27 protein-coding genes are annotated in these 26838 nt (G+C 53.6%); 22 read left to right on the top strand and 5 right to left on the bottom strand.

The features are described from left to right. The first annotated feature begins 15 nt into the window (after window positions 1–15). The 3 genes from ACH6EH_RS02690 to ACH6EH_RS02680 all read left to right on the top strand — a co-directional run bounded on the left by ACH6EH_RS02690 (window position 16) and on the right by ACH6EH_RS02680 (window position 5364). Window positions 16–3177 carry a DEAD/DEAH box helicase gene (locus tag ACH6EH_RS02690; protein WP_397331015.1) on the top strand — a complete coding sequence of 1054 codons (3162 nt, stop codon included), beginning with the start codon at window positions 16–18 and terminating at the stop codon, window positions 3175–3177. Between the two features lie 60 nt (window positions 3178–3237). Then, window positions 3238–3930, top strand: coding sequence for a hypothetical protein (locus tag ACH6EH_RS02685; protein ID WP_397331014.1), 693 nt, complete (start codon window positions 3238–3240; stop codon window positions 3928–3930). 438 nt (window positions 3931–4368) lie between these two features. Then, entirely contained in the window at window positions 4369–5364 is a 996-nt protein-coding gene (locus tag ACH6EH_RS02680; protein ID WP_397331013.1) for a D-alanyl-D-alanine carboxypeptidase family protein, read from the top strand. Between the two features lie 136 nt (window positions 5365–5500). Here ACH6EH_RS02680 and ACH6EH_RS02675 read toward each other — a convergent pair whose 3' ends face one another. Next, window positions 5501–5869 carry a hypothetical protein gene (locus tag ACH6EH_RS02675; RefSeq protein ID WP_138224331.1) on the bottom strand — a complete coding sequence of 123 codons (369 nt, stop codon included), beginning with the start codon at window positions 5867–5869 and terminating at the stop codon, window positions 5501–5503. Window positions 5870–6175: 306 nt separating this feature from the next. Here ACH6EH_RS02675 and ACH6EH_RS02670 point away from each other — a divergent pair, with 306 nt between their 5' ends. From ACH6EH_RS02670 to ACH6EH_RS02655, 4 genes are all read left to right on the top strand, one after another. Continuing rightward, the gene (locus ACH6EH_RS02670) at window positions 6176–7027 is read left to right on the top strand and encodes a zinc ribbon domain-containing protein (protein WP_397331012.1); all 852 of its coding nucleotides are present in this window, start codon (window positions 6176–6178) and stop codon (window positions 7025–7027) included. Window positions 7028–7150: 123 nt separating this feature from the next. Then, complete coding sequence (locus tag ACH6EH_RS02665; RefSeq protein WP_397331011.1) at window positions 7151–8023, top strand: TrmB family transcriptional regulator; 873 nt, start codon at window positions 7151–7153, stop codon at window positions 8021–8023. Between the two features lie 101 nt (window positions 8024–8124). After that, complete coding sequence (locus ACH6EH_RS02660) at window positions 8125–8430, top strand: hypothetical protein (RefSeq protein ID WP_397331010.1); 306 nt, start codon at window positions 8125–8127, stop codon at window positions 8428–8430. A gap of 95 nt (window positions 8431–8525) precedes the next feature. Continuing rightward, complete coding sequence (locus tag ACH6EH_RS02655) at window positions 8526–9623, top strand: metallophosphoesterase (protein WP_397331009.1); 1098 nt, start codon at window positions 8526–8528, stop codon at window positions 9621–9623. A gap of 379 nt (window positions 9624–10002) precedes the next feature. Here the strand turns inward: ACH6EH_RS02655 and ACH6EH_RS02650 are convergent, their stop codons facing one another. The 3 genes from ACH6EH_RS02650 to ACH6EH_RS02640 form a co-directional block, all read right to left on the bottom strand. Then, a complete protein-coding gene (locus ACH6EH_RS02650; RefSeq protein WP_138224337.1) occupies window positions 10003–10341 on the bottom strand; it encodes a DUF4870 domain-containing protein in 339 nt (112 codons plus the stop codon). Between the two features lie 97 nt (window positions 10342–10438). Beyond that, entirely contained in the window at window positions 10439–10717 is a 279-nt protein-coding gene (locus ACH6EH_RS02645) for a transposase (RefSeq protein ID WP_138224338.1), read from the bottom strand. Between the two features lie 171 nt (window positions 10718–10888). Beyond that, complete coding sequence (locus ACH6EH_RS02640) at window positions 10889–11917, bottom strand: serine hydrolase domain-containing protein (protein ID WP_397331008.1); 1029 nt, start codon at window positions 11915–11917, stop codon at window positions 10889–10891. A 355-nt stretch (window positions 11918–12272) separates the two neighbouring features. Between ACH6EH_RS02640 and ACH6EH_RS02635 the strand changes: the two genes are divergently transcribed. The 13 genes from ACH6EH_RS02635 (at window position 12273) to ACH6EH_RS02575 (ending at window position 23922) form a co-directional block, all read left to right on the top strand. After that, window positions 12273–12461: a hypothetical protein gene (locus tag ACH6EH_RS02635; RefSeq protein WP_138224340.1), complete on the top strand. Its 189-nt coding sequence runs from the start codon at window positions 12273–12275 to the stop codon at window positions 12459–12461. 165 nt (window positions 12462–12626) lie between these two features. Next, complete coding sequence (gene map / locus ACH6EH_RS02630; protein WP_397331007.1) at window positions 12627–13376, top strand: type I methionyl aminopeptidase; 750 nt, start codon at window positions 12627–12629, stop codon at window positions 13374–13376. Window positions 13377–13783: 407 nt separating this feature from the next. Next, the gene (coxB, locus tag ACH6EH_RS02625; protein ID WP_397331006.1) at window positions 13784–14833 is read left to right on the top strand and encodes a cytochrome c oxidase subunit II; all 1050 of its coding nucleotides are present in this window, start codon (window positions 13784–13786) and stop codon (window positions 14831–14833) included. A 104-nt stretch (window positions 14834–14937) separates the two neighbouring features. Continuing rightward, complete coding sequence (ctaD, locus tag ACH6EH_RS02620) at window positions 14938–16785, top strand: cytochrome c oxidase subunit I (RefSeq protein ID WP_138227595.1); 1848 nt, start codon at window positions 14938–14940, stop codon at window positions 16783–16785. After that, window positions 16782–17408 carry a cytochrome (ubi)quinol oxidase subunit III gene (locus tag ACH6EH_RS02615; protein ID WP_138224343.1) on the top strand — a complete coding sequence of 209 codons (627 nt, stop codon included), beginning with the start codon at window positions 16782–16784 and terminating at the stop codon, window positions 17406–17408. Before ctaD ends, ACH6EH_RS02615 begins: the two co-directional genes overlap by 4 nt. Window positions 17409–17411: 3 nt before the next feature. Beyond that, the gene (locus ACH6EH_RS02610; RefSeq protein WP_138224344.1) at window positions 17412–17735 is read left to right on the top strand and encodes a cytochrome C oxidase subunit IV family protein; all 324 of its coding nucleotides are present in this window, start codon (window positions 17412–17414) and stop codon (window positions 17733–17735) included. 190 nt (window positions 17736–17925) lie between these two features. Then, on the top strand, window positions 17926–18837 hold the full coding sequence (gene ctaG, locus ACH6EH_RS02605) for a cytochrome c oxidase assembly factor CtaG (RefSeq protein ID WP_138224345.1): 912 nt from the start codon (window positions 17926–17928) through the stop codon (window positions 18835–18837). A gap of 54 nt (window positions 18838–18891) precedes the next feature. After that, entirely contained in the window at window positions 18892–19359 is a 468-nt protein-coding gene (locus ACH6EH_RS02600) for a DUF420 domain-containing protein (RefSeq protein ID WP_397331004.1), read from the top strand. A 260-nt stretch (window positions 19360–19619) separates the two neighbouring features. After that, window positions 19620–20345 (top strand): hypothetical protein, encoded by a 726-nt coding sequence (locus tag ACH6EH_RS02595; RefSeq protein ID WP_397331003.1) that lies wholly within the window; start codon window positions 19620–19622, stop codon window positions 20343–20345. A 55-nt stretch (window positions 20346–20400) separates the two neighbouring features. Then, window positions 20401–20805: a GntR family transcriptional regulator gene (locus ACH6EH_RS02590; RefSeq protein ID WP_397331002.1), complete on the top strand. Its 405-nt coding sequence runs from the start codon at window positions 20401–20403 to the stop codon at window positions 20803–20805. After that, entirely contained in the window at window positions 20805–21707 is a 903-nt protein-coding gene (locus tag ACH6EH_RS02585) for an ATP-binding cassette domain-containing protein (protein WP_397331245.1), read from the top strand. The genes ACH6EH_RS02590 and ACH6EH_RS02585 overlap by 1 nt, the downstream gene beginning before the upstream one ends. Window positions 21708–21725: 18 nt before the next feature. Further along, window positions 21726–22628 (top strand): ABC transporter ATP-binding protein, encoded by a 903-nt coding sequence (locus ACH6EH_RS02580; RefSeq protein ID WP_397331001.1) that lies wholly within the window; start codon window positions 21726–21728, stop codon window positions 22626–22628. Then, window positions 22621–23922, top strand: a complete 1302-nt coding sequence (locus tag ACH6EH_RS02575; RefSeq protein ID WP_397331000.1) for an ABC transporter permease — start codon at window positions 22621–22623, stop codon at window positions 23920–23922. The genes ACH6EH_RS02580 and ACH6EH_RS02575 overlap by 8 nt, the downstream gene beginning before the upstream one ends. 365 nt (window positions 23923–24287) lie before the next feature. Here the strand turns inward: ACH6EH_RS02575 and ACH6EH_RS02570 are convergent, their stop codons facing one another. Continuing rightward, window positions 24288–24785, bottom strand: coding sequence for a hypothetical protein (locus ACH6EH_RS02570; protein ID WP_397330999.1), 498 nt, complete (start codon window positions 24783–24785; stop codon window positions 24288–24290). Between the two features lie 254 nt (window positions 24786–25039). On the opposite strand from ACH6EH_RS02570, the gene ACH6EH_RS02565 reads away from it, so the two are divergent. After that, the gene (locus ACH6EH_RS02565; RefSeq protein ID WP_397330998.1) at window positions 25040–26002 is read left to right on the top strand and encodes a helix-turn-helix transcriptional regulator; all 963 of its coding nucleotides are present in this window, start codon (window positions 25040–25042) and stop codon (window positions 26000–26002) included. A 110-nt stretch (window positions 26003–26112) separates the two neighbouring features. Then, window positions 26113–26739 carry a type 1 glutamine amidotransferase family protein gene (locus tag ACH6EH_RS02560; protein ID WP_397330997.1) on the top strand — a complete coding sequence of 209 codons (627 nt, stop codon included), beginning with the start codon at window positions 26113–26115 and terminating at the stop codon, window positions 26737–26739. Window positions 26740–26838 lie beyond the last annotated feature (99 nt).

The following is a 26838-nucleotide window of genomic DNA, read 5'->3' as shown; positions in this document are numbered from 1 at the left end:
AGACAGGAGACAACGATGAATCAACCGCTGTATGGCGTATGGCTTGGAGATGTGTTTTTTTGTTTCTCCGGCGAAATGTCGGAGCCTAAGGTGGATGCCTGGAGAAGAACCGTGAAAAAAATACAGCTGCCTGACGGCAGCCGCCCTTTTGCTGCGGCTGTGCTCAGGCTGGCGGAAATGCGATTTCCTTCCGTTCTGGCGGAGAATGGACGGCGGAGCGATCGGAAAAGCCTAGGTGGAAGAACGCTGGAGGGCTTGGCGCTGCAGCCGCTGGATGCGCTGCAGTTTCTGCTGACCCTGGATGCTGATATATATAAACAGCAAGGCCTGGATTTGGGTGAAGAAATGACGTACTGGGCAGTCGTTGCGGCGTTTGCACAGGAGCTGCTGCAGCATGGGCAGATTGCGCCGGGAACGGCGGAGCTTCCGCTGAGCGGCAGACGCCGGAGCGTAACGACGCGGATGCTAAAAGCGGTTTGGAAGCCTCAGTTGACGGGGAAAGCGGCAGATGTGTTTCTGAAGCTGGCCGCCAGTATGCCGCCGATCGGCTACGGTGCTCCGGCGGCGCTGGCCGGCAGTGAGCCTGCCAGCCGGGAAGAGGCGGGAGCGACCGTGCTCTATTCTTTCTTGTCCGCGTTATTGGATGCTGAAGGCCGAGAAGCTGTTCGGACAGCCGGCAGCCGACTGTCCCGATATTTGAGGGATTACCGGCGCGGGCGTTCACCGCTCAGTGAGCTGTGGTGGAATAGCCTGCTGACGATCCACCGGGAAATTCCGCTTCAGGGCGCAGTAGAAGAAATGGAAGAGCTGGCTCGCGAAGTCGAGGAAACGGGACAGACTGCGATGCCGCTGATCCAGGGAGAAGAGCTGCCGCCGGAGCAGGGGACGCTTGCACTTCAGCTTCGCCTGGAGCCTCCGCTTCAGGAAGGAGAAGAGCAGTGGCGAATCTCGTTCTGGGCCGGCAGCCGGCAGGATGAAGGCCTGCTGCTGCCCGCCAGAGCGATCTGGCAGGGGGAGGAGCAGGATCGTTTACTGCGCGGCTTGGTCTATCCCGGCATTCGGGAGCAGCTGCTGCTGGAGCTGGGGCGGGCGGCAGAGCTGTCTCCGGAATGCCGGGAAGGGTTGAAAGGCCCGGCTCCAGAAGGCTGTTCTCTGCCTCTTGACGGGCTGCGATTGTTTCTGAAGCAGTCGGTACCGAAGCTGAACAAAGGAGGCATCAAGGTTCAGATGCCTTCACGCTGGAGCCGGGAAGGCAAGAAACGGGCCGGACTCTCTCTCAAAATGAATCTGGACAGCTCTATGGGAGGCGATAAGCCGGCACCGGTGCTGGGCATGCATCAGCTCGTGTCCTTTGAAGTGTCAGCGGCCGTGGGCGGGCTGCGCCTCTCCCGTCACGAGCTTGCGGCGCTTGCCGAAGCTAACATGCCCTATGTACAATTCCGGGGCGAGTGGATTGAGGTAGACCTGAAGGAGATTAATCAGGTGCTTCGCTTTATGAAGCGGCATGAACAGGGAGAAATGGAGCTGTCGGAATGGATTCACCTTACCGCAGAGCTGGACGAAGACCGGCTGTGGAAGGGACTGTTTATCGAAGAGGTCGAGAGCGCAGGCCTGCTGTCTTCGCTGTTGTCCGGTGACGGGGTCAAAAAGGTGCCGCTGCGCCCTGTACCGGGAGAGCTTCAGGGACAGCTGCGGCCGTATCAGGTGAAGGGCTATCAATGGCTCAGCCTGATGCGGGAGCTGGGCTTCGGCGTCTGCCTCGCGGACGATATGGGGCTCGGTAAGACCGTTCAGGTGATTACCTGCCTGCTGGACCGGCCGCAAGGGCTCGGCGGAGCTGCGGGCTGGCAGCAGCTGCAGGAGGATGGCGGGACTACCGCACAGACCGATGCCGCGGCAGACCGGAGCCCCGTGCTCATCGTCTGCCCGACCTCTCTCCTCGGCAACTGGCATCGGGAGCTGCAGCGCTTTGCCCCGAGGCTGAGTGTTTATACGCATCACGGCACCCGAAGGCTGCGCGGTGCAGCATTTGAGCAGGAGGCCATGAGCTGCGATATCGTGCTGACGACGTATCATCTGGCAGGGCGGGACGGTCCGGAGCTATCGGCCATTTCGTGGTCAAGTGTGATTTTGGATGAGGCGCAGTACATTAAGAATTACCGCACGAAGCAGGCCCAGAGCGTGATGAAGCTCTCCGCCCCCCACCGGGTGGCAATGACCGGAACGCCGGTTGAGAATCGGCTGGCAGAGCTATGGTCGATTTTTCAATTTCTGAATCCCGGTTATCTGGGGACTTTTCATGCGTTCCGTCAGCGGTATGTGCTGGGCGAAGGACAGCAGGAGCGTCTGCGCGAGCTGCACCGCCTGGTCTCTCCGTTCATGCTGCGGCGCCTGAAGAGTGATCCTGATATCCAGAAGGATCTTCCGGAGAAGCTGGAGCTGAAGTCGTATTGCCGGCTGACCGAGGTGCAAGGAGCGCTGTATCAGGCTGTCGTGGACGAAATGGTTGGCCAGCTCGGTGCAAGCACGGGTATTGCCCGCAAGGGACTGGTGCTGTCCTCGCTCACCAAGCTGAAGCAGATTTGTGATCATCCCGTGCTGTTTCAGGGAGAAGAGGGCAGGCCGCTGCGCAGTGAGCAGTCGGGGAAGATGGAGCGGCTGCTGGAAATTCTGGACAGCATTGCGGATGTGGGTGAATCGGCGCTTATTTTTACCCAGTATGTCGGGATGGGGTCGCTGCTCGTGAAGCTGCTGGAGAAGCGCTATGGTGAGGCTCCGTCCTTCCTCCACGGCGGCGTTCCCAAAAAGGACCGGGATGAGATGATACGCAGCTTTCAGGAAGGGGAGGGCTCGCGCGTATTCGTGCTCTCCTTGAAGGCAGGCGGAGTCGGTTTGAATCTGACCCGTGCGAACCATGTCATTCACTACGACCGCTGGTGGAATCCGGCGGTGGAGAATCAGGCGACAGACCGGGCATTCCGGATTGGACAGTACAAGAATGTCCAGGTGCACAAGCTGATCTGCCAAGGCACACTGGAGGAGCGGATTGATGAGCTCATTGAGCAGAAGAAATCTCTCTCGGAGCAGGTTGTGGGCTCAGGTGAAACGTGGCTGACCGAAATGTCGGATAAGGAGCTTCAGCAATTAATCGAGCTGCAAAGCCAGGACTGGATGTAAATGGGGCGCCGTTGGAGGCTTATTGGAAGGCGGAGGGGCCGGTAAAGGAGGATGCATGTGATGGAGCAGCGACAGGCTGGCGAGATAGCTCTTTGCTTCTCAGAGGGCGAGATTAAGGGAAGTGTGCCGGGGGAGCCGCCGCTGGAGGCGGCCATTCCGCTGCGTCATGATGCGGGGGCCAAAGAGGAGGTGCTGGCGCGTTTTGCAGCCGATCCGCAGGCGCTGTACGGCTTGCTGCAGGGCAAGCTGCCAGAGTGGCTGGCGCCTTTGTCTTCATCTGTGATGGATGAAGAAGCAGTTGTGGGCTGCTCCTGCGAAGGCACTGCCTGCAGCCATGCTGCTGCGGTGCTGGCCGCTGCACGGGAGCAGCTGGCGGCAGAGCCGCTTCTGCGCCTGGTGCTGCTCGGCTTGCCGCGCGAGGCGCTGCTGGCGGGCGTCTTCGCCGCATGGGCGCAGGCGTCAGCGCCGGCAGCCGGCAGCGAGGCCGCCGGATCAGCCGCCGCGCCGAAGGAGAAGGCCCCTGCCGGGCCTTCTCCGGGCGAGTGGCTGGCCGAGGCCGCAGGCGAGGGGCGGCTGCACCGCCCCGGGCAGCTGCTGGCGGAGGTGGAGGTGGGCGTAAAGCCCCCGCCTCCACCGGAAGCGCTGCGGCCGGCCGGAGACTGGGCCGGCCTGCTGCCCGGCGCCCGCGCCGAGGAGGCGCTCGCGCTGGTGCTGCGCCACGCGGCGGAGCGCCGCCGCCCGGGCGCGCGCTAGGCGCCCCGCGCCACGCGCCACGCGTCACGCGCCGTGCGCCCCGCGCCATGCGCCCCGCGCCCGCGCCGTGCGCCCCGCGCCGTGCGCGCCCGCGCCGAGGAGGCGCTCGCGCTGGTGCTGCGCCACGCGGCGGAGCGCCGCCGCCCGGGCGCGCGCTAGGCGCCCCGCGCCACGCGCCCCGCGCCCCGCGCCCCCGCCCGCGCCATGCGCCCCGCGCCGTGCGCCCCGCGCCGTGCGCCCCGCGCCGTGCGCCCCGCGCCCCCGCCCCGCGCGCCCCGCGCACTAGCACAGGCTGTCCCTTCAACCCCGCGCCATAGCTGGCGCAGGGCTGAAGGGAAGGCCTGTGCTTTTTTTCATACGGCGGAATAGGGTTTGTCCACAGCTTCGGTGGTGGAGTACAATGGGGGTACGATGATTGGCATAAGGAGAGAATTAGGAATGAATATACAAGCAGGAGCCCGCAGGGCAAGTACTTTGCTGGGCTGCATGATACTCACCGGAGCCCTGTTATCCGGCTGCAAGTCAGAAGGCTCAGGCAGCGCCGAAGGGTCGAGCCTGCATACTCAGTATAATCAACAGCCACCAGCAGAGATAAAGGACGCTGCTCCGCAAGAAGAAGGAGCGCCAGAAGATCTCCAAGCAGCATCTCCGGAGGAGACACCATCCGGCTCTGCAGAGAATCCGCAGCAGGAGGAGGCAGAGAGTCCGGGTACGGCAGCAGCTCCGGACCCGCAGACAGATCCGCAAGCAGATCGACAGCCCGGCGAGGAGACAGATCATGTGACGGCCATGCGTATCGAGCAAGCGCTGCAGGCGACGGTGCGTGAGCAGAGCGGGCAGTGGATCGTCACCAATGAGAGCTCCCCCGCCGTAGTGGTGAACAAGCAGCGCAGCCTGCCGGAAGGCTACGAGCCTGCGGATTTGAGGGAGCCGAAGGTGCCGTTTTCTTTCAATGAGCCCCATGAGAAGCGTCTGATGCGCACCGAGGCGGCTGCGGCACTGGAGGGGCTGTTTGCCGCTGCAGAGAAAGACGGCATGGAGCTCCGTGCCATTTCCGGCTACCGCTCCTACGAGCGTCAGCAATCGGTGTATCAGAACCATGTCCGCACCAAGGGCGAAGCTGAAGCCGCCAGAATCAGTGCGCTCCCTGGAACGAGCGAGCATCAGACGGGGCTTGCGATGGATGTTTCTTCTCCGAGTGCCGGCAATGAGCTCAGCGCTGCCTTTGGCGAGACCGCCGAAGGGAAGTGGCTGGCACAGCATGCGCCGGAGTATGGCTTTATCATCCGCTATCCTCAGGGCGAAGAGGACGTAACCGGCTATGTATACGAGCCCTGGCACCTTCGCTATGTAGGCAAAGACCTTGCTCTGGACATAGCCGAGAGCGGATTGACGCTGGAGGAGTATCTTGACGCGGATTTCATCAAGCTGTAAACGCCAAGCTAATGAAGAGGCATCTGCTCTCCTTACAGACGACAAGGAACCAGCTTCGGAAGGAAGCTGGCCCTTTGTCATGCCCAAAAAGCAGGCATCCTGTCACCGGATCCCTGCTTCCTGCACGGCATTTATTTTATTTGTTGAGCGGAGATCCTTCATAGCCGGGATCGTCATACCCCGTGTCCTCCACCAGCTTCGGAATAATGTTCATGTCCTTGATCGTCTTCCTTGCGGTTTCGTCTCCGAACCGGTAGATGTAGCTGTATAAGGCAATTACAGTGTCATCATGCTCCTCCACCGCCTCGTCGTGATCCGCTGATTTGTACGGAATAAAGGTGCGGAGAAACGCATGCTTGTCGCTGCCCGAGGCATCCTTCATTAAATCTCTTAATTTCACGAGCTGATCGTCATCGACATATACAACAAATTCATTCGAATCGTAAGGCTCTTCCTGGATCAGGTTGTGCGCAATCGATATATAGTACTTTTTGTTCTCGCTCATAAAAAATCCCTCCGTGATCTCGTTTGCCCGGGGGCTCCCGGAGTGTAATGAAAGTATATCCATTGTTTACACTGCCCGCAGCCGGGTGAATCATAGCAGGAAGCTGAGCTTTGTGACTTGCTTCTTTTTTTTCAAAGGCTTGCAAATTTGGTATGATAGAGTCAGCTCTTGTCGTTTGCAACTTACAGCATACATATTATGAAAAGGCGCACGCGCCATACCAAAGAGCCTGAGAGTGAGCATATACTTGCAAGGATTGAAAACAATAGGATGATTACCCGCGGGAAATGAAGGAGGAGAAGCGATATGAATATTTTGCAGAGGCTGAAGGACGGTGCGAACAAAGCGACCGAAAAAGCTCAGCATGTCGTCGAGATCAATAAGCTGAACAGCCGGATTTCGGAGATTGAACAGCAGAAGAACAGCTATTATACCGAGATGGGAAAGGTTTTTTATGAAGGCTACCGTTCCCAGGATATGAGTCTTGCGGAGAAGGAAATGGTCAGCCTGGCCAAAGCGTGCGATGAGCTGGAGGAGCAGATTTACAGCTTGCGCGGACGAATCGCCGTTATGAAAAATGAGCGCCTCTGTCAGTGCGGCCGTACCGTACCGCTGGACGTTAACTTCTGTCCGTATTGCGGCAGCAAGCAGGAAGGCCGCAAGCCGTCCTATGAGGTGCGGCGTACAGAACGGACTCAGGACAGCGTGTATGAGGACGCTGCAGAAGAGTCACTGTACCGGGAAGAAACGGCAGCGGCGGAGCGCGATCCGGACGAAGGCTACAAGTATCGTGCTGGCAAGGATGAGAAGGAGCAGGGGCAGAACCATAGCCTTGAAGAGGACGATGAGTACTCTTTTGGAACGGAATACGAGGATTACGGCCCCGACGAGGATTCCTACGAACCGGAGGAAGAGCATGTGCGCCGGCAGCAGGAGGAGAAGGGACGGGAACGCCGTCATCTGGAGGAGCTGGAGCGGGAGAGAGAGCGTCAGCTGGAACTGGATCGCAGAATCCGCTTCTGGCAGGAGAACAATCAGAGCCGGGATGCAGCTGCGGCAGAGGGCTTGGACAGAGATACGGTGAAATGCCAGATCTGCAGCGGCGATCTCACGAAAGGCTCGAAGTGGTGTCCGCGGTGCGGCGCCGAGCAAATTTGATTCAGAAGGTCTGAGCACCGCACGCCAACCAGCGCGGGATCTGGTCCGGATTCATGAATGGTGACGATCCGCAAGATGCGTCAGGAGATCAGAAGCCGTAAACAGCACGGGGAGGACATAAGTATGGAACAGTTACTGCATCATCTGCGCAGCCTCGGTTTTACCGAGATTGAATCCAAAATCATCGTGGAGCTGGCTCGCCACGGCCCGGCGGGGGGGTACGAGATTGCGAAGCGGCTGGGCGCATCCCGCTCGAATGTGTATGCAGCCATGCAGCGCCTGGAGCGTCAGGGCGCACTGCTGAAGGAGCCGGGAGAGCCGGCCCGTTACAAAGCGCTGCGTCCGGAGGAGCTGACCCGGCTCATTTCCGAGCGGGTAGAGTCGTCGCTTGCATTTGTAGAGAAGATTTTGCCCCGGCCGGAGGGCGTCCAGGACTCCTTTACCCAAAGCGACGGCGACAAGGCGGTGCTGGATCAGGCCGCTCGGCAGCTGGCAGGGGCTAGAGAGGAGATCGTGGTGGATTTGTGGCGTGAGGAAGCAGCGCTGCTGCAGAAGGAGCTTGCTGCTGCGGAATCCCGCGGTGTCCGCGTGCTGTGGGCATGCGAGAGCAGCGAGCAGGGGATTTCCCGCACCCTGGCCTGGCCGGGCTGGAAGGGAACCCAGGAGCGCAAAAGGGGCGGCCGCAAGTTCTCGCTGGTCGTGGACCGCGCATGGTGCATGATTGGCATGAGAGGGGGCGAGCTGGACACCAGCGCGCTCGTGACTACGCATCCCGTTATGGTGGAGCTGCTCTTGAGCCAGTTCTCGCAGGAGCTGGTGCTGTTTGAGCTGGAGCAGGATATGGGCAAGGAGCTCGAGGAGCGCTATGGTGCTCATTTTGATGTTATTCAGAAGGAGTATCTGAGCCCGGAGCCCGAGGATGAGTTGGGCATTGAAGCCATGAAAGGAAATGACCGGCCTGCCAGTCAAAAAAGAGACCGGATAAGCGCACCTTAGCGGTGCGTTTATTTTTTTAGAGCGTGGGTACATTGGGTAACATAGAAGTCACCCTGGTTATGGTTCAACATTAGGTTCTAAACCATGAAGGAGATGAGAGTATGGAATGTATCGTTCATTTCACTGTCGTTCAGAAAGATGGGCCCAAGAAGCTGCGGGGCTTGATCTTTGTGGAGCAGGGCGAGCGGCCGACGGGGGAAGATCTGATCGGCATGTTTGCGAACATGGATCTGCACGTGGTACCGGACCCGGACGACAGCCAGCGGTTTTTGCCGGCCGGCCTGGACCCGGATTTTCGCTACATTCGCGTAAATGAGCTCGATCTTGGTGAGGAGAAGCATCAGGAGGACCACAATCTGAAGTCGATATTGAATGAGCTGCTCTCCCCGAAGCGAGCCGGCTTCTAGGCGTGATCGGGGGCTCGTACCCCGCCGCTGGGATATCCCGTGCCTGCTTGCTATAATAGAGTTCATACCGTATATATCAAAAAAGGGGACTGAACATGTTTATAGCTGCTGGGATTGCCATACTGCTTGTTTACGCACTGCTGGTCTACTACATTGGCCGTAGCCTGTGGAAGTGGATGAGTCCAAAGCCGGCCCGCTGGCTGAAGGCCGCATATATTATCATACTGACCGTTGTTTCGACCTCGTTTATTCTGGGGCGGTTTTTTGGCGGCGTCACAATTCTGAGTATGATCGGATCATACTGGATGGCGCTCTTTTATGTTCTCATTCTGTTGCTGCCGCTGACGCATTTGCTGCTGTGGGTGATGAAGCTGGCTTCTTTGCACTCCCATCGGACGGAGAAAAGAGCCGGAATCACGGTACTGGTGCTGTCGGCCGCTATTATTGGCTTCGGAATTTACAACGCTTATAGTCCGGTAGTCCGCTCTTATGAGGTTACTATTCCCAAAGCTGCAGAGGTGGAGTCTCTGAACATCGTGATGGCGGCAGATATGCACTTTGGACTGTTATCCGGCGCCGGGCATGCCGAAAGAATGGTAGAGGAGATGAACCGGCTGCAGCCGGATCTCGTGCTGATTCCGGGGGATGTCATTGACGATGATCTGGAGGCTTACCTGGACCTCGGCATGGTGGAGCTGCTGAAGGGAATTCAGAGTAAATACGGGGTGTACACCTCGCTTGGAAACCACGACCGCTTTGATGGAGAGATCACCGAGCTGATCGCAGCTTTGGAGCAAAGCGGAATGCAGGTGCTCTATGATGAAACGGCCGAGGTGCAGGGCATAACGATTGCGGGACGGCGGGACAAGCAGGATGCAGGTCGGGCGGAGCTGTCGCAAATCCTGAGTGGACGCGATTTGACCGCGCCCGTGCTGCTGCTGGATCACCAGCCGAACGCTTTGGACGAAGCGCAGGAGGCAGGGACGGACCTGGTCGTGTCGGGGCATACCCACAACGGTCAGGTGTTCCCTGGCAATCTCATTACCGGCGCGATGTTTGAGAATGATTGGGGCTATCTGCAAAAAGGCAGCATGCACTCCATCGTAACCTCCGGCTACGGCTTCTGGGGACCGCCCATCCGCCTCGGCTCGCGCTCGGAGATCGTGCAGATCGAGGTCACCTTTCAGCCGTAGGTGAGCGGCGTGTGGGCGCGGGCCGTCTGTGTGGTGCTGGGGGCGCGTGGAGCGGTGCGGGCGCCTTGAGGCGCGGTAGGGCGTCGTGACCGCGAAACGAGTTCGGTTTTTCGCGTTCGTTGAGCCGCCAGGCGCGGTGGTCGCGCAACGAGTTCGGTATTTCGCGTTCGATGAGCCGCCAGGCGCCGTGACCGCGCAACGAGTTCGGTATTTCGCGTTCAATGGGCCGTAAGGCACCGTGACCGCGAAACGAGTTCGGTTTTTCGCGTTCGATGGGCCGTAAGGCGTGGCAGCCGCGTAAAGATAAAACAAGAGGGTGTCCCGAATTTACTTCGGGACACCCTCTTCAAGTTTTCTCGAGGCCCAGCTTCAGGCTTACTTACATTCGCGTGATCTGTTTTTCCGCAAAATACCCGATCCAGGGCAGCTTATACCAGCGCCCTTGTGCGGCGTGGATCATCATCATGAGCCACAGCAGCACGCTGACGAGACCCAGCAGAGCAGTCGCCAGCAGCCCGATCAGGGGCACGGCCCCGGAGAGCAGATGGGCGAGGGCAAGGATGCCGAAGGCCAGCAGAGACTGCAGAGCGTGGAACAAGACGTAGCGGCTTCTTTTTTCCAATGCGAGGAAGAGGATGCCGCCCACCATCGGAAAAAGATAGCAGAGCGTACCAGCCAGGTTCTCCGGCATTCCGGTAGACGATTTAAAGGGAGACATTGCACCAACTCCTTGTCTTAAGGCAAGCTACTCTACCTTATGAATGGAGCGGACAAAGTATGCCGCTAAGCCTCGCCTCGGTCCTCATGGGAGGAGTCTAGCCTTGACCGTCTGCGTTGCTGTATCGCGGATCCAGCTTGTCCTGCTTGCCGTGCCTTTTAGCTTTCACGACCATGCGCTCATCCGTGCGGCCCTCGTGATGGTTCTCAAAATCGTATTCCCTAAGGCGCCACTCCGTCGTTCCCAACACAGGGTCGGCAGGAAACGTTTCGCCGCGCATCAGATGCTCCTCATGCCCAGCCTCATCGGTATACACACCGTCAACCTCCACTTCTTCTCTGGAAATAGGAGGCATTTCTTTATCTTTTCCGGCCATTTCGGTCTCGCTCCTTTCGAAAAAAGAAAATAGTGCCATGCCGCCGCGCAGTCCTTCATAAACAGCAGCGGCGGATATACACATAACCTCTCCAGTTCCGCGCCCAATTATCCATGGAGGTGGCGCACCCGGCTCCGCCCCAGCTCCGCCCGGCTCCGCAGCCACGCCGCGCTAGCCGGCCCCCATAGATTGGAGCACATATTGCTCCAAGAGCCGGCGGGGGTTTTTCCAGCGGCTTACGTGGCTGTCCTGGGTGAATACGACCACCGCATCCAGACCCGGGAACAGGTAAATTTGCTGACCTCCGTGTCCGTGGGCGAGGGAGTAGGGCTGTCCGTTGATTTTGCCCGACCACCATTGGTAACCATAATCACCGAAGGCGGGATAGCCTTCCGTTTGGGTGCTAAGCGCAAGTGCAAGCCAGGATGCCGGGATCAGCTGCGTTCCTTCCCACTCTCCATGCTGGAGGCAGCACTGTCCGAATTTAGCCATGTCCCGAGAGGTCAGATAGAGGCCGACGTGACCCATGCTATGCCCTTCCGGGCTGGGCGCCCAGGCGGAGTGGTGAATATCCAGCGGACCGAACAGCCTGTCGGCGGCAAAAGCGTAGGCATCCTGTCCGGACCCCTCGCTGATCGCAACCGAGAGCAGATGGGAGTCCGTGCTCCGGTATTGGAAGCTGCCTATGCGCTCTTCATCTATAGGCAGCGAAAGTGCAAAGGAGGCCCAGCGCCGGTTACGGTGAAATTGGTGAATGAGCGGCTCACCCAGCTTGTTGCCAGTTTTCCACCGAAAGCCTGCAGTCATGCTCAGCAGATGATGAAAGCTCACGCTGGACAGGAGGCGGTGACCGGGCCTGTTCATATACTTGCCCAGTACGGAGAGCACCGGCGTATCCAGAGGCGGGAGAAGCTTCTCTTCAAGTGCGATGCCGAACAGGATGGAAGTGAAGCTCTTGGTAGCAGACCTGAGATCGTTCAGTGCTCCGGCATGATGTCCGTTATAGTACTGCTCATAGACCAGCTTTCCGTGACGGAGCACGAGAAAGCTTTTCATTTTGGGATAGCGCCTGTCGATCTGCAGATGTGCCTGCTCCAGCAGAGACGGCTCGCACCCTTGGTCCTCTGGAGCAGCAGTGGGCAGGCTGGAATAGCTTTGTACAGGTGCAGACAAAATAGATACAGCGGGTGTCTTTGGCATGACGAACGCCTCCTCTTAAGCCCTGCCAGCAGGTTGCAATCCAGGCAGCATCAGCTTTGATATAGAATGCATAAGCGATCTGCTGATATTTTAACCAAAACGACGCCTCAGCTTATGAGCATATCCGCAAAACGGAAAACATTTTTTGGGAAAGATGAAACAAACAGTGGAATATGATACAATACATAAATGATTCAGTTAGCTGCTTTTGTGGTATGTAGTGTCAGATGCACGGTAAGTTGCTGAGGTTCAACCTATCACCGTGGGAAGCATGGCAGAAATTTAATTTAACGGGTAGATCTTTTCGGCATTCTCTTAACGAATTGTTATTCCAAACGTTTTGGGAGGGATCGTCATGGCAACGAAAGGTCACAATGAGGTTAAAGAAAGTCTGCGGGAAATGACACGAATTTTCCGGCCAAAGGATCCGAAGAAATTTGTAAAGGAGTATGTCCGGAAATACCATATCATGGGGGGGTATGAGGAAGAACTGACCCTGGTTGTGGAGCACGAGCTCGGCCGTCTGAATTCTTCCGTATCTTAAAGAAAAGCTTTCTTTCAGAGAGTGGTTGATACTGCTTTGTGATGATAAATGGTTAAACCGTTTCTGGAAATTACCCGGGAACGGTTTTTTTGCGTGCTTTGCCGTCATATAGTAAGAAGGAAGGACATCGCGCGGGCGAGCATGATGGTAGAGGAGTGAAGCGGTATGAGAATCAACCTGAAAAGCAAAGAGGAAATGGCCTACATACGTGAAGCAGGAGCCATCGCGGCTGCCTGTCACCGCCAGATTGAGCAATGGGTAAGGCCCGGTGCCACGACACTGGAAATCGACGAAAGAGTGGAGGAATTTCTGCGGCAGGCCGGAGCCTATCCCGAGCAAAAAGGACATAAGGGATTTCCGTTCGCGACCTGTGCCTCGGTCAATCACCAGATTTGCCACGGATTTCCGAAGCCAGAGCCTCTAAAGGCCGGTGACATTGTAAAAATCGATCTGGTCGTCAACAAGAATGGGTGGCTGGCAGACCGCGGCTGGACCTATGCGGCCGGGACGCCCTGCAAGGAAGCGGCGAGGCTGATGTCGCACACACAGGCTGCTTTATTCGCCGGGATCCAGCAGGCCCGGGTCGGTCAGACTATCGGAGATATCGGCTACATACTGGAGAGTGCTGCGCAAAAAGGCGGCTACGGTGTAGTCAAGATGCTGGTGGGCCATGGCATAGGTCAGCAGCTGCACGAGCCGCCGGATATTCCTAGCTTCGGCACCCCCGGCAAAGGCCGGCGCCTGAAAGAGGGCATGGTCATCACCATTGAGCCGGTATTTACGCTGGGTCCTACAGGAGCCGTGCTGTGGGAGGAGGACGGGTGGACAATCTCTGCGGCAGATGGAACGCTCGGAGTCCAGTATGAGCATACCATTGGGATCACGAAGGGCGGGCCGCTCATTTTGACGGAGTAAGGATTGAGAGATTTGAAGGCGGCTGAGACCAAGAGGCGAAGGCTTTAGGGACTATTCTAGCTGCTGCCGCCGCATGAATGCTAGAGTGAGCATGTCCAAATATGTACATATAGCAGTGCGTGTTACATTATGTCGATGTCAAGAAGACAAGGAAGCTGCAAGCGGTTCGCAAATGTTGCAGACTACATATGAAAACGTTTACAAACTCAGTCGTGGCGCGACTTTGACATCTTTTCGAACAATTTGTGAACTCCTTGTGAATCATTGACAAAAGGTGACCTTAAACTTATATTTAATAGGTGATTGCTTTAATGGACAGGATTACTTCATCCGTGATACTGCAGGTAGATTACCGCTGTTCGCGCTTGGATGGTAGTCTACGAAAATCGGAAAAGTGGGGTAGATCAATGATGAAACGGTGGCAGGCTCTAAAGCGTCTTCTTCCTTTGTTGGCCATGTTTTCTTTGCTCTTGTCCGGCTGCGGCCGTGAGGACTTGTCAGTATTGAATCCACAAGGTCCGGTGGCTGAAGGACAGCTGGGATTGATCACGATTTCAATCTCGATTATGGCTCTTGTGGTCGTGGTCGTGTTTGTAATCGCGGCGTATGTACTGATCAAGTTCCGCAGAAAACCGGGCCAGAACGAAGTGCCGGTACAGGTTGAAGGCAACCACAAGCTCGAGATTATCTGGACAGCGATTCCGCTTCTCCTCGTAATCGTGCTTGCAGTTCCAACGATTCAAAAGGTATTCGCTTATGGCGAAGACAAATGGAATGAGGAAGGGGTTCTCCAGGTTGAGGTTACTGGCCATCAATTCTGGTGGGAATTCAGTTATCCTCAATACGACATTACAACCGCTCAAGAGCTCTTGATGCCAGTTGACCGTGAGGTAGCACTGCGTTTGAGAACAGCAGACGTGCTTCACTCCTTCTGGGTGCCTTCTCTGGCGGGTAAGACGGATACGAATCCGGACGGCTCCATCAACCATATGAGTCTCAGTACAGGAAACCCAGGTACATACATTGGTAAATGTGCAGAGCTGTGCGGTCAGTCACACGGATATATGGAATTCCGCGTGAAAGCGGTTGAAGCTGAACAATTCGACGCTTGGGTGGAAGCATTCAAAGCGCCGGCCGTGCTGCCTGAAGACAGCCAGCTGGCTGAGAAGTTCAAAACCAACTGTCTCTCCTGCCATGCTGTAGGTGACCAAGGTGGATTTTTAGGCCCTAATCTGACAGGGATCGGCTCCCGGGAGACGATCGCTGGAATTCTGCTGAATGATATTAACGGTGCAAAAGGCTCCAGCCCGGTGAAGGACAACCTGGTACAATGGCTCTCCGAGCCGCAGGAGGTTAAGCCTGGCAACACCATGCCTGATCCGAAAGAGCTCGGATTCAGCGACGAAGAGATTGAGCAGATTGCCGATTACCTGGCCAATTACAAGTTGGATTACTAATACAGCAAGGACTTTAGAAGGGGGTACAAACCTTGGCTCAAGCACAGGCTCAAGGTCATGTCCATGGCGACCACCATCATAGCGTAAAGCGCTATACCGGCATCATGGACTGGCTGACCACAGTCGATCACAAAAAAATCGGCATACTGTATCTGATTGCGGGTGGTTTTTTCTTCGGAATCGGCGGCATTGAAGCGATTCTGATCCGGCTTCAGCTGATCAAGCCGATGAATGATTTCGTATCGGCTCAAGTATTTAACGAATTGATTACAATGCACGGGACGACAATGATCTTCCTGGGCGTTATGCCCGTCATCTTTGCATTAATGAATGCGGTCATACCGCTGCAGATCGGTGCACGTGACGTTGCGTTCCCGTTTCTGAACTCGCTGGGCTTCTGGACGTTCCTGTTCGGTGGTGTTCTGCTGAACCTGAGCTGGGTTATGGGCGGCGCACCGGATGCAGGCTGGACGGCATATACACCGTTGTCCTCCTCGACATACAGTGACAGCCACGGGGTTGACTTCTATACGATCGGTCTTCAGATTGCCGGTCTCGGAACTCTGATCGGCGGTATTAACTTCCTGGTAACGATCATTACGATGCGCGCACCAGGCATGTCTTACATGAGAATGCCTATGTTTACCTGGGCATCCTTCATTACATCGGCTATGATCCTGTTCGCGTTCCCGGCAATTACCGTCGGTCTGGTTCTTTTGAGCTTTGACCGGATCCTGGACGCTAATTTCTTTGATGTAGCAGCGGGCGGCAGCCCGGTACTGTGGCAGCATATTTTCTGGATCTTCGGACACCCTGAGGTGTACATCCTGATTCTGCCGGCCTTCGGTATTATTTCTGACGTTATTCCTACATTCTCCCGTAAGCGTCTGTTCGGCTACAGCTCCATGGTGTTTGCGACCATTCTGATCGCGTTCCTGGGCTTCATGGTCTGGGCTCACCATATGTTTACAACGGGCCTGGGTCCGGTGGCGAATGCACTGTTCTCCATTGCAACCATGCTGATTGCGGTCCCTACAGGGATTAAGATCTTTAACTGGCTTTTCACCATGTGGGGCGGCCAGATTTCGTTCCCGACCGCCAACCTGTTCGCTGTCGGCTTCATTCCGACGTTCGTTATGGGCGGCGTGACCGGCGTTATGCTGGCATCCGCACCCGCGGATTACCAGTATCATGATACGTATTTTGTAGTTGCGCATTTCCACTATGTTATTGTCGGCGGTCTGGTATTCGGCCTGCTGTCGGGTCTCCATTACTGGTGGCCGAAGATGTTCGGACGTATGCTGAGCGAGCCGATCGGCAAATGGACCTTCTGGACCTTTGCAATTGGCTTCCACCTGACGTTCTTTGTACAGCACTTCCTGGGTCTGCTGGGAATGCAGCGTCGGATCGTTTCGTACCTGCCGAACCAGAATTTTGACACCCTGAACCTGATCAGTACGATCGGTGCCCTGTTGATGGGCGTAGGTATTCTGCTGTTCCTGTACAACATCATCATCACTAGCAAGAAGCCGAAGAATGCCAAGGCCGATCCATGGGAAGATGGACGTACACTGGAGTGGAGTATTCCTTCTCCTCCGCCGGAGTACAATTTCAAGCAGACTCCGCTTGTACGCGGTATTGATGCCCTGTGGAAAGAGAAAATGTCCGGGAACAAGGGCATGACGCCTGCGGAGCCGGTTGGCTCGATTCATATGCCGTCTCCTTCCATTCTGCCGTTCATTATGTCCTTGGGTCTGTTCATCGCAGGTCTGGGTTTCATGTTCAGCAGAGAAGGCTTCAATAACTCATTCATGTCGTTTATCTTTAACAACTATCTTGTTCTGATTGTCGGTCTGCTGATTACGTTCGGGGCTATGATCACTCGTTCCCTGATCGATGACCCAGGCTATCATATTGAACCGGAAGATCAGGAAGAGGAGGAAAAAGCATGACATCCGCACACGCAGAGCACGTAAACGGAGAGCTTCCTCACGAGCCCGAAAAAGCGACCCTCGAGGGCCGCAACAAGACGCTCGGCTTCTGGCTCTTCCTGGGCGGGGAAGCCGTACTCTTCGGTACGCTTTTCGCAACATTCCTTGCACTTCGCAATTCCAACAATGACGGCCCTACGGCTGCGGAATTGTTCTCTCTGCCGATCACAGCGATTGCTACTGCAATCCTGCTGGTCAGCAGCTTGACCAGTGTGTTCGCCATCCAGGCGATGCACCGCCACGATCTTCAGAAGCTGAAGGTATGGCTCATCGTTACGGTCGCTTTGGGTCTGGCGTTCCTGGGCCTGGAAATTTATGAGTTTTACGAGTACGTTGCACATGAATCATTCGGGTTGACGACGAGTGCATTCTCATCCGCATTTTATACCTTGGTCGGCTTTCACGGCGCTCACGTTGCGTTCGGGGTAGTCTGGATCGGCTTGCTGATTGCTCAGCTGTATAGAAAGGGCCTGACTGTCGTTACGGCACCTAAGGTTTATGTATCCGCCATGTACTGGCACTTTATCGACGTCGTGTGGGTGTTTATTTTCTCGGTCGTATACCTTCTTGGAAAGGTGGGCTAAGAAATGGCTGCAAATCAACAGCAACCGGAGAATCAGGCAGTAAGGCATCGTCATCGTACAGAAGGTCCCCAAAAGCATATTGTAGTGTTCATTTTCTCCATCGTGCTCACCGCGATTGCCTTTGCGGCAGTAGCTGCCGGTGATGTGAACCCGGCCTTTACGATCATTCTGCTGCTCGTTATGGCAGTGCTTCAGGTGTTCGTGCAAATGGGCTACTGGATGCACTTGAAGGATAAAGGCCATCTGATGCCAATTCTGTTTATGGTCGGTGGATTCTTTGTGGCAAGCACGGCAATCGTCATGGCAATCTATTGGGTTTGGTGGTAAAATACGAAGAGGTGGGCTTTTGCGCCACCTCTTTTTTTCAAGATCAAGATTACGGATATGGCAGGACAAGCGATCCTGCATTTCTACAGAAACGGTTCCTGCCCAGGATGGCAGCTATACCGTTTCTCTCTCGTTAAAGGCCCTTGTCACAATTTCGACAGATTTGACCCGGTAGGGGGAGGTTTTTTACATGCTGGGCTTGGAATATTTTACGTTTGAAGAGCAGTGGAGTCCGTTGTTTCTCGCCTTTATGCTGCTGCTGACCGCAGCCTATTTCGCGGTGACGGGTCCCTTGTCAAGCCGGTTTCAAGGGAGTGAACCGGTATCAGCCGGCCGAAAGCTGCTGTTTGTCAGCGGGATGCTGTCGATGTATATCGCGCAGGGCGGTCCTGTCAGCCTGCTGGGACATACGATGTTCTCATTCCATATGGTAAGTATGGCCATGTCTTATCTGGTGGCGACACCGCTGCTGATTCTCGGCATTCCCGTGTGGCTGTGGCGCTCCTTCGACCGGGTCAATCCGTTTGGGCGGTCCTTAGGCTTTCTAACGCGTCCTGTATTATCAGCGGTATTGTTTAACGGCTTGTTCTCGCTGTACCATTTCCCGGCGATCCATGACTTTGTGATGCTTAATTTCTGGGTGCACCGGGCATACTATTTGATTCTGTTCATTGCCTCCATTCTGATGTGGTGGTCGATCCTGCAGCCGATTCCGGAGAAGGACCGGTCAACAGGGCTTGCAAAGATGGGCTTCATTTTCTTGAACATGGTGCTGCTGACACCGGCGTGTGCACTCATTATTTTTGCAAGTGAGCCGATGTATGCGACGTACAGTGATCCGGCCATCTGGGCCAAGGCGATGGGATACTGTGTATCTGGTGACCCTTCGGCACTGCTGAACCGCTTTGGCGGACCGGAATTTTTCGGTGTGATGGATCCCAAGGTGGATCAGAGAGTCGGCGGGATTATCATGAAGTTTTTCCAGGAGATTATATTCGCTTCCATGCTGGCTTACGTGTTCTTCCATTGGTACAAGCGGGAGAATGAAGAGGATGATCCGCTGCCGGCAGAGGTATCATCTGCGAGCGGCATGCTGAGCTAAACCAGGCAGGCTGGAGTAATTGGCATCACCGCATCATAACGAAGGAGGATAATCATGGATCTGTATTTCTTGTTTCCCACCATCAGCACAACATTCATTGTGATCAGTGCCGTGCTGGTTGCGATCGGGTGGGGGCTCATCATAAAAGGCAAGCGCGCAGCGCACAAAAAGACGATGATCCTGGCTGCGATTGCCGCGGTGATTTTCTTTATTATTTACAGCTCGCGCACCATATTTGTTGGCAATACGACCTGGGGCGGACCGGATGATCTCAAGCCATTTTATCAGGTGTTTCTGATCTTCCACATTGTCCTGGCCACGGTTGCAGCCGTGTTCGGCATTAGCACCTTGGTGCTTGGCTTCAAGGAAAAATATGCAAAGCACCGGAAATGGGGCCGCATTACCTCGGTGATCTGGTTTATTACCGCCATTACAGGCGTAGCGGTATATGTACTGCTGTACCTCCTGTACCCGGGCGGTCATACCGCGCCAGTGTGGAAAGCGATTTTTGGCATAGAGTAGGGACGGTTATACTTGCAAGTACAGGCGTTTCGAGAGATCGAGGATCTCTTGGAGCGCCTGTTTTGTTACATTCGTATAAGGTCAAAGAAATGGAGTCAGCAATTAAAGGTTGACAGGAATTGGGTTTGCCATCTATAGTGTGTATAAAGATATATACAGTAAGCACACATAGTTTTCAAGTAAGCACATCGGGTAGAGGCCGCTTGAGAAACAGGAGGACCGTCGGACCTGAAGTCTATTGGAAATGGGAGGTGAAGAATTTGACTTTATCGCAGCAGGTCACCCAAATTATCATCAAGGAATTCCGGCAGGATAAATGGATGGTGCTATGGACTTCCGTATTTATGCTGTATGCGGGGGCTTCATTCGGGCTCATGTTAAAGACCGCATTTCAGCAAACCGCACCTCTGCCTTTTTACGACATTTGGCTTATGATCTTTACGCCAATGCTGGGCTTCTATCTTTCCAGAAGGGCCTTTAAGTATTTGAGCGAGGACTCCTACACGCAAATGCTTTATTTTTACAAAAGCCTGCCGATCCCCTTGGAGGCTGTCGTGCTCAGTCGAGGCATTCTTGGCCTGCTCGCTTTTATATTTAATGGGGTGATCTTTTTTGGAGCCGTGTATCTGCTTCCGGGCGACGGGGTGAAGGATTACGTTTCACTCAGTGCGTACATTCTGTTCAGCATCACCTGGATCGGGTTCGGGCTTATGGTATACGGCATGTATATTTACCTGGAGTTTATGAAGAGCGGCAAACGGTATTTTTGGATGACCATGGCGGTCGTTGGCGCGTTTGTCCTCGTCTTGATCGGGATTCAAACTGCCGGTTTGCGTTTCAGCTTGATTCATCGAATCATGGCGAGCTCACAGGAGTATGGGCTGATGACTCCATGGCTATATATTACGGTGCTGACGGGGCTTGTTAGCTACGGATGCGCGCTGCGGCTAACGTGTCGCCGGATGAAAAAACGGGACCTGATGTAAATGAGATGAAACTTGAGCGGTGTCTAAAGAGTACATAGAAGAGAGGTGACCATGGGTGCGGATCCCGATCCAGATCAATGAGCACAGTGCCGAGCCTTTATATCACCAGATTGAAACCCAACTGCGTTCACTTATTATTACCGGTGAGGTTGAGGAGGGCACCATGCTGCCATCGATTCGGGAATTTGCAAGCGGACTGAACTGTAGTGTGATTACGGTCAGAAGGGTATATCAGGATTTGGAGAATGAAGGGCTGCTAAGAACGAGGCAGGGGACGGGAACGTTTGTGGCCGGGGTTGGTGAGGAGGCAAGGCAGCAGTTCAAGCAGGATGCGGTGCTTCAGGCGCTGGAGGGAGCCGTGAATACAGCCTTGTCGGTCCATTGCAGCGAGCAGGAGCTTCGAGTCCTGTTTGAGGCCATGCTGCAGCAGAAGTACCAGGGAAAAGGGGGGGAAGGATGATGGAGCCGGCACTGATTGAAATGCATGGTGTAACGAAGCATCGGCGCACGAAGCGGATCGGGCCTATTACACTGTCTATTCCGGAAGGCTATATTGTCGCTATAGTGGGTCCAAACGGATCGGGCAAAAGCACGCTCATGAATATGCTTATTCAAGCGGTCATTCCGGATGAAGGAGAGATTACGTGGCTTCATGAGAGCCACTGTAATGAGCTTCCCTTACATATTCGCAAGCAGATTGGCTTTGTGCCGGAGCAGCTTAGTGTGGAAGAGAAGCATAGTACTGTGGAGGCTGCCGCGGCCTTCCGGTCGCAGTGGTACGATACGTGGGACGGATATTATTTTGACGAGCTGCTGTCGGTATTCGGAGTGCCCCGGGGGATGAAGCTGGGCAGTATGTCCAAGGGGGAGCGCCGCAAGTTCGAAATTGCGGCCGCGCTGGCGCCAAGGCCGAGACTGCTGCTGCTGGATGAGCCTTCCTCCGGGCTTGATCCATTCGCCTGGAAACAGATGATTCATCAGCTGCAGGAATGCATGAAGGGCGGCGAAACGACGATTATCCTGTCCACGCACATCGTGGACGAAGTGCGCCGCCTGGCAGACTATATTGTGCTCATGCATCACGGCAAGGTGCTCGGGATGGTAGAGAAGGACAGCCTGCTGGACAATTGGAAGGAATGCTGGATCAGTGCAGACGCTGAGCTGGTGGAGGAGCTTCCGGGCATTGTGAGCTGGAAGCCGGAGGGCGCGGGGAAGATTTCTTTTGTTACAACAGAGTGTATGGCGGTGGAGCAGATCCTGCAATCGTCAGAATTGAAGCTGCTGAAGACAAGAGCATTAGAACTGGATGAAGTACTGGATCTGTGGATTCAAGGCAGTGAGCCCGGAGCGGTTCGGCCATAAAGAGAGGAGACCAGAAGGATGCAGCGATTGCAATTGGAAGAGGTCGTAAAAATTTACGCGGACAAAACCGCAGTAAACCAAATCTCACTTCAGGTGGAGGAAGGAGAGATTTACGGGCTGCTGGGCGCGAACGGAGCCGGCAAGACGACAACGATGCGGATGGTGCTTGGCTTGATCTACCCCGATGAAGGGAAGATTTTGTACAACGGTCAGCCTTACAATAAGGAGCTTCGCCAGATCATGGGCTATTTGCCGGAAGAGCGGGGTCTGTATCCCAAGGTGAAGGTCAGTGAGCAGATTTCGTACCTGGCTCAGCTGCGGGGGATGTCATCCAAGGACGCCGACCAGAGCATCCGCTACTGGCTGGATCGGTTTGAGGTTCCGGAGTATTACAACAAGAAGATCGAAGAGCTGTCTAAGGGCAATCAGCAGAAGATGGGCTTTATTGCCGCAGTCGTACATCGGCCGCAAATTCTGATTCTGGATGAAGCCTTCAGCGGACTGGATCCGGTGAACGTAGAGCTGCTGAAGTCTACGGTGAGAGAGCTGCGGGATCAAGGCACCAGCATTTTGTTCTCGACTCACCGTATGGAGCATGTTGAGGAGCTGTGCCGGAATATTACGATTTTGCACCGGTCGAATACGGTTGTTCAGGGCGGCATTAAGGAGATCAAATCCCGGTATCCGAGAGAAGACGTTACACTAGGCACGTCGGGAGAGGTTAATGGATTGGACCGGATTGCCAGTGTTACCCAGGTTGATCGGCTGGAGGACGGCTATCTGATTCGCATTCAAGCAGAGAGCGCAGCCCAGGAGATACTGCAGCTGGCGATGGCGCAGAGTACGGTGCACCGGTTTGAGGTGAAGGAGCCGACATTGAATCAAATCTTTATCAAGGCGGTGGGTGAATCCAATGAATAACATGTGGACGGTAATCCGGTTTACGTTTATGAATAAGGTTCGAACGAAATCTTTTGTGGTATCGACCTTGATCTTTGCCCTGTTAATTACGATTGGTATTAATATTCCATTTTTCATTCAGCTGTTCAGCGGTGATCAGGAAGACCAGGGCGGAGCCCCGCAGCAAATCGGGCTTGTCTATGGTGAGCAGGCAGCCATCGCCGAAGAGCTCCAAAGCACGATGGAGGAGATGGCGGCACAGTATAAGCTGATCCAGTATGATACGCTCGACGAGACGATGCTGAATTCCGACGTTTCGAGCGGCCTGATTGACGGCTATATCCGTTTTGAGGCCCAGGAAGGTCAAAGCTTCCCGGCGGTCATCTACAGCTCGGAGGATGACGTGCTGGAGCCTCAGCTGCAGGCGGTTCTGCAGGCTTCACTTCAAGGCGCAAAGACCCGTGCGGTGCTGAATGATCTTAGCTTGAGTGATGAGCAGATTCAGGAGATTAACACGCCGGTTCAGATTAGCACCCGCAGTGTAGAGGAAGCGGGAGCAGGTAACAGCGAGCCAGAAGCGGAGGAAGCGGCATCCAATGAGCCGATTAATTTCATTATCGTGTATGCACTGGTCATTCTGTTCTTCGTCACCCTGATGAGCACAGGCAATATGATTGCTTCCGAGGTCACAACGGAGAAAAGCTCCCGGATTATGGAGATTCTGATCACAAGCGTCTCACCACTAAGCCAGATGTTTGGCAAAATCATTGGGATGTTTCTGCTGGGGCTTACGCAAATCCTGACCTTTGTCATTGTCGCCGTAGTGAATCTGATGCTGCCGCACAATACAGACGCTATGGCTTCTCTGGATCTCAACTTCGGTGCAGTTGATCCGATGCTGCTGGTCTTTGGCCTGCTGTTCTACATTTTCGGGTACTTCCTGTATGCGGTGCTGTTCGCAGCCGTAGGCTCGATCGTAAGCCGCACCGAGGATCTGGGACAGGCGATTATGCCGATCACCATGCTGTCCCTGGCAGCCTTTTACATTGCCATCTTCAGCCTGGGAGCTCCAAATTCTACATTGATGAAGGTGTCCTCCTACATTCCATTCGTCTCCCCGACCTCCGTGATCGTAAGGATTGGCCTGGGCGATGCCCCGCTGTGGGAAGTTCTTGTATCCCTGGGCATTCTGCTGGTTTCCATCCTGGTCTTCGGCTGGCTTGCAGCCAAAATCTACCGGACCGGCGTCCTCATGTACGGCAAGCGTCCGAGCTTTAAAGAGCTGCGCAAGGCGATGAAGGCGTATAAGATTTAGGTGGTGTGGTGTAATATATTGTGAGTAATTTTTATCAAAGAGTAAGAGTTTAGTTTTACATGAGACTTTTTATATCATTAATAAAATGAGACTAAATGGAAAGACCAGCTTATTCAGATTCTTGATCTAGCTGGTCTTTTTTATTTTATGTTCAGAACAAAATATAAAATAACTTGTTTAATCCTGGCTCAATGCAAAAAGTAGTGGAAAGGGGTATCTGGTAAAACGTAGCCTCCATTATACTGAAATACCGGAAACAAGAATAGCCGCCAACACAAGAACCCCCTGCTCATCGCAAGAGGGTCCTGATCGTCATGCTTTGCCGACCTTGAACACGAATTTCCCAGTAAGCTGCTGATTCAAACTTAATTCGTCAATATCGTTAATGGGAGAATGGATCTCCAGTTATCAGAACCTACACTTTGGAGGATCTTTTCTTTCGCCCGTTCGTCGTATTTATCGTAATAGAAATCACGTGTCATTGTAAACTTTTTAATATAGTACTTTTCGCTATTATCCCAAATCATTATGTAGTAGTCTGTCTTAGAAGTAGTCTCCCCTTTCTTCTCGTAGGTAAATTCGAGAATCAAAATTCTATTTATTTCATCTATCGTCGGTATAGTTACTGGGGCAGGATCAGCATTTTCAATCTCACGAACGGTAGTACTTAATAGGTCTGCTTCGGATTCGACATCAAATAACTCAGGTTGTGGCTTAATTGAATTATCGTTGTAAATCGATATATTTATCCCTGACAAAACTTCTTCTGGCTCATTGCCTTGATTTGTGCGCTCTGGAACGGAGCATGAGATCAGAAGCATACTGCATAATAACATCTGCACCAACAAAATAGATTTTCTCATTCAATCTTCTCCTTAACAATTTTTTGAGAATAACTTTACAAATTGTAATATACTGATTTAGATTTATATACGTGATTATCATACCATATATTGGGATCAAGCTTGATTTGATTCTACTGACTTTTGTTGATCGACATCAAAGCTTACAGGTCACTTGTGGCCTCAGCTGCATAGAAATCGATGTCTTAATGAAAGAGGATATAGTAGTATGATGGATATAGAAGAATCAATGGAAACCATGTGAGGTTTATTTTATGCCAAAAAATGATAGCATGCTGGCCATTCTATGGATGCTGAATTCGGGAAAGAAATATACTGCAAAGCAAATGTCAGAAAAGCTGGAGATCAACATTAGAACCGTTTACCGGTATATTGATGCACTATGTGCCAGCGGTGTTCCGATCATTTCTGATGCCGGACATCATGGTGGATACAGCTTGCTGCATCATTTCATCCAATCTCCACTGAGATTCAGTATGGATGAGAACAAGGCCTTGCTCCAGGCCGCTCTGTTTGCCAAAGAAGCCGGGTACCCTTTAGGTGAGGCCTTAGAGCAGGCAGCATCCAAGCTGAAAATGTACTCCAATCATGAGCAGGAACATATACTTAGCCACCACTTAGCCGGATTTGAAGTTATTAACCGCAAGGGGAACCCGGCTATACAGCCGGTATTGCAGCAATTGGAGCAAGCTGTCGCCCATGAAAGGTCTGTAGACATTACTTATCGTAACCGTTATGAAGAGCGGTCTCCTAATCGGGTAATCGACCCTTATGGCGTCGTTAATTGGAATCATAAATGGTACATCATTGCGTTTTGCCGCCTGCGAAAGGAGATTCGCAGCTTTCGAGTTGAACGTATTCTGAGCGTTACCTCCACGGACTGCAGCTTCAGGCGTCCTCAGGATTTCTCGGTGCGTTCTTTTTTTATGAACAATCTATTGCCTGACGCAGTCGATAAATCCGGATACATTGCATGTAAGATTCGTGGCAGGGCCGGAGCGCTGGATAATCTATGTATGCATTGGTTTTTGGAGCATCATCTACTAGAGCGGACATCCACGCAAGCTGTGTTTGTACTGGAAGAAGAGGCACTGTATACCTACGTTCCATCTATTATTCTTCCTTACGGGAAATCCATTCAAGTCATAGAGCCGCAGGGTTTGAAAAATAAACTTGTGGAGGTTGCCTCAGATTTGATGGAATATTATCAAGGCTAAACAACTTCACTGACAGCAGCTGTCAGTGAAGTTGTTTTATGATGATAACATCCACTCACGACTGATGAATGGTGCTGTACATACAACGAACTTGATGAGGAGAATTGGAAATGAATCATACGGTATATCTTTATGTATTTGATACGATGTCTGACTGGGAAATCGGTTATGTAACCGCGGAGCTGAACTCCGGAAGATACTTCAGACAAGGGGTGGCCCCGGCGCGAATAGTAACGGTAGGGATCGAGAAGACGCCGGTGACCACCATGGGGGGATTGACCATAGTACCTGATCTCACCGTAGATGAGTGCAGCGTAACAAGCATAGATGCTCTGATTTTGCCTGGTGGGAATACGTGGACAGAAGCTATTCACGTTCCCATCCTAGAGATAGCCGAACTGTGTTTAAGGAAGAATATCTTAGTTGGAGCCATTTGCGGTGCTACCATGGGACTGGCTCTAGCAGGCTTGTTAGACTCACGTGCACACACTAGCAATGATCTGTCCTACCTGAAGATGATTTGTCCTTCTTATACAGGCGAAGCCTATTACAAAGCGGAGTCTGCTGTCACAGACGGAATGTTAATCACGGCCTCCGGCGTAGCTCCATTAGAATTCTCGTTGCATGTATTAACCGTGTTAAATGTATGGTCACCCCAAACCCTACATGCCTGGTATCATCTGAATAAAACTCAGGAGCCTGGCTATTTCTATGAGCTGATGAGCTCTATTCAGTAAGGATTTATCGTTGATCATACCTGTAATCATCGCTATAATCTGGAATATAAAGTTTATAGCATAAATCCTAAACCATCTTAATCAAGATGAATAGAATTG

Origin of the sequence: Paenibacillus sp. JSM ZJ436, from assembly GCF_044383795.1 — a bacterium.
Taxonomy (GTDB): domain Bacteria; phylum Bacillota; class Bacilli; order Paenibacillales; family Paenibacillaceae; genus Paenibacillus_AQ; species Paenibacillus_AQ algicola.
The sequence above is the reverse complement of the archived record's forward strand: the minus strand, read 5'-3'. Positions and strand labels throughout refer to the sequence as shown.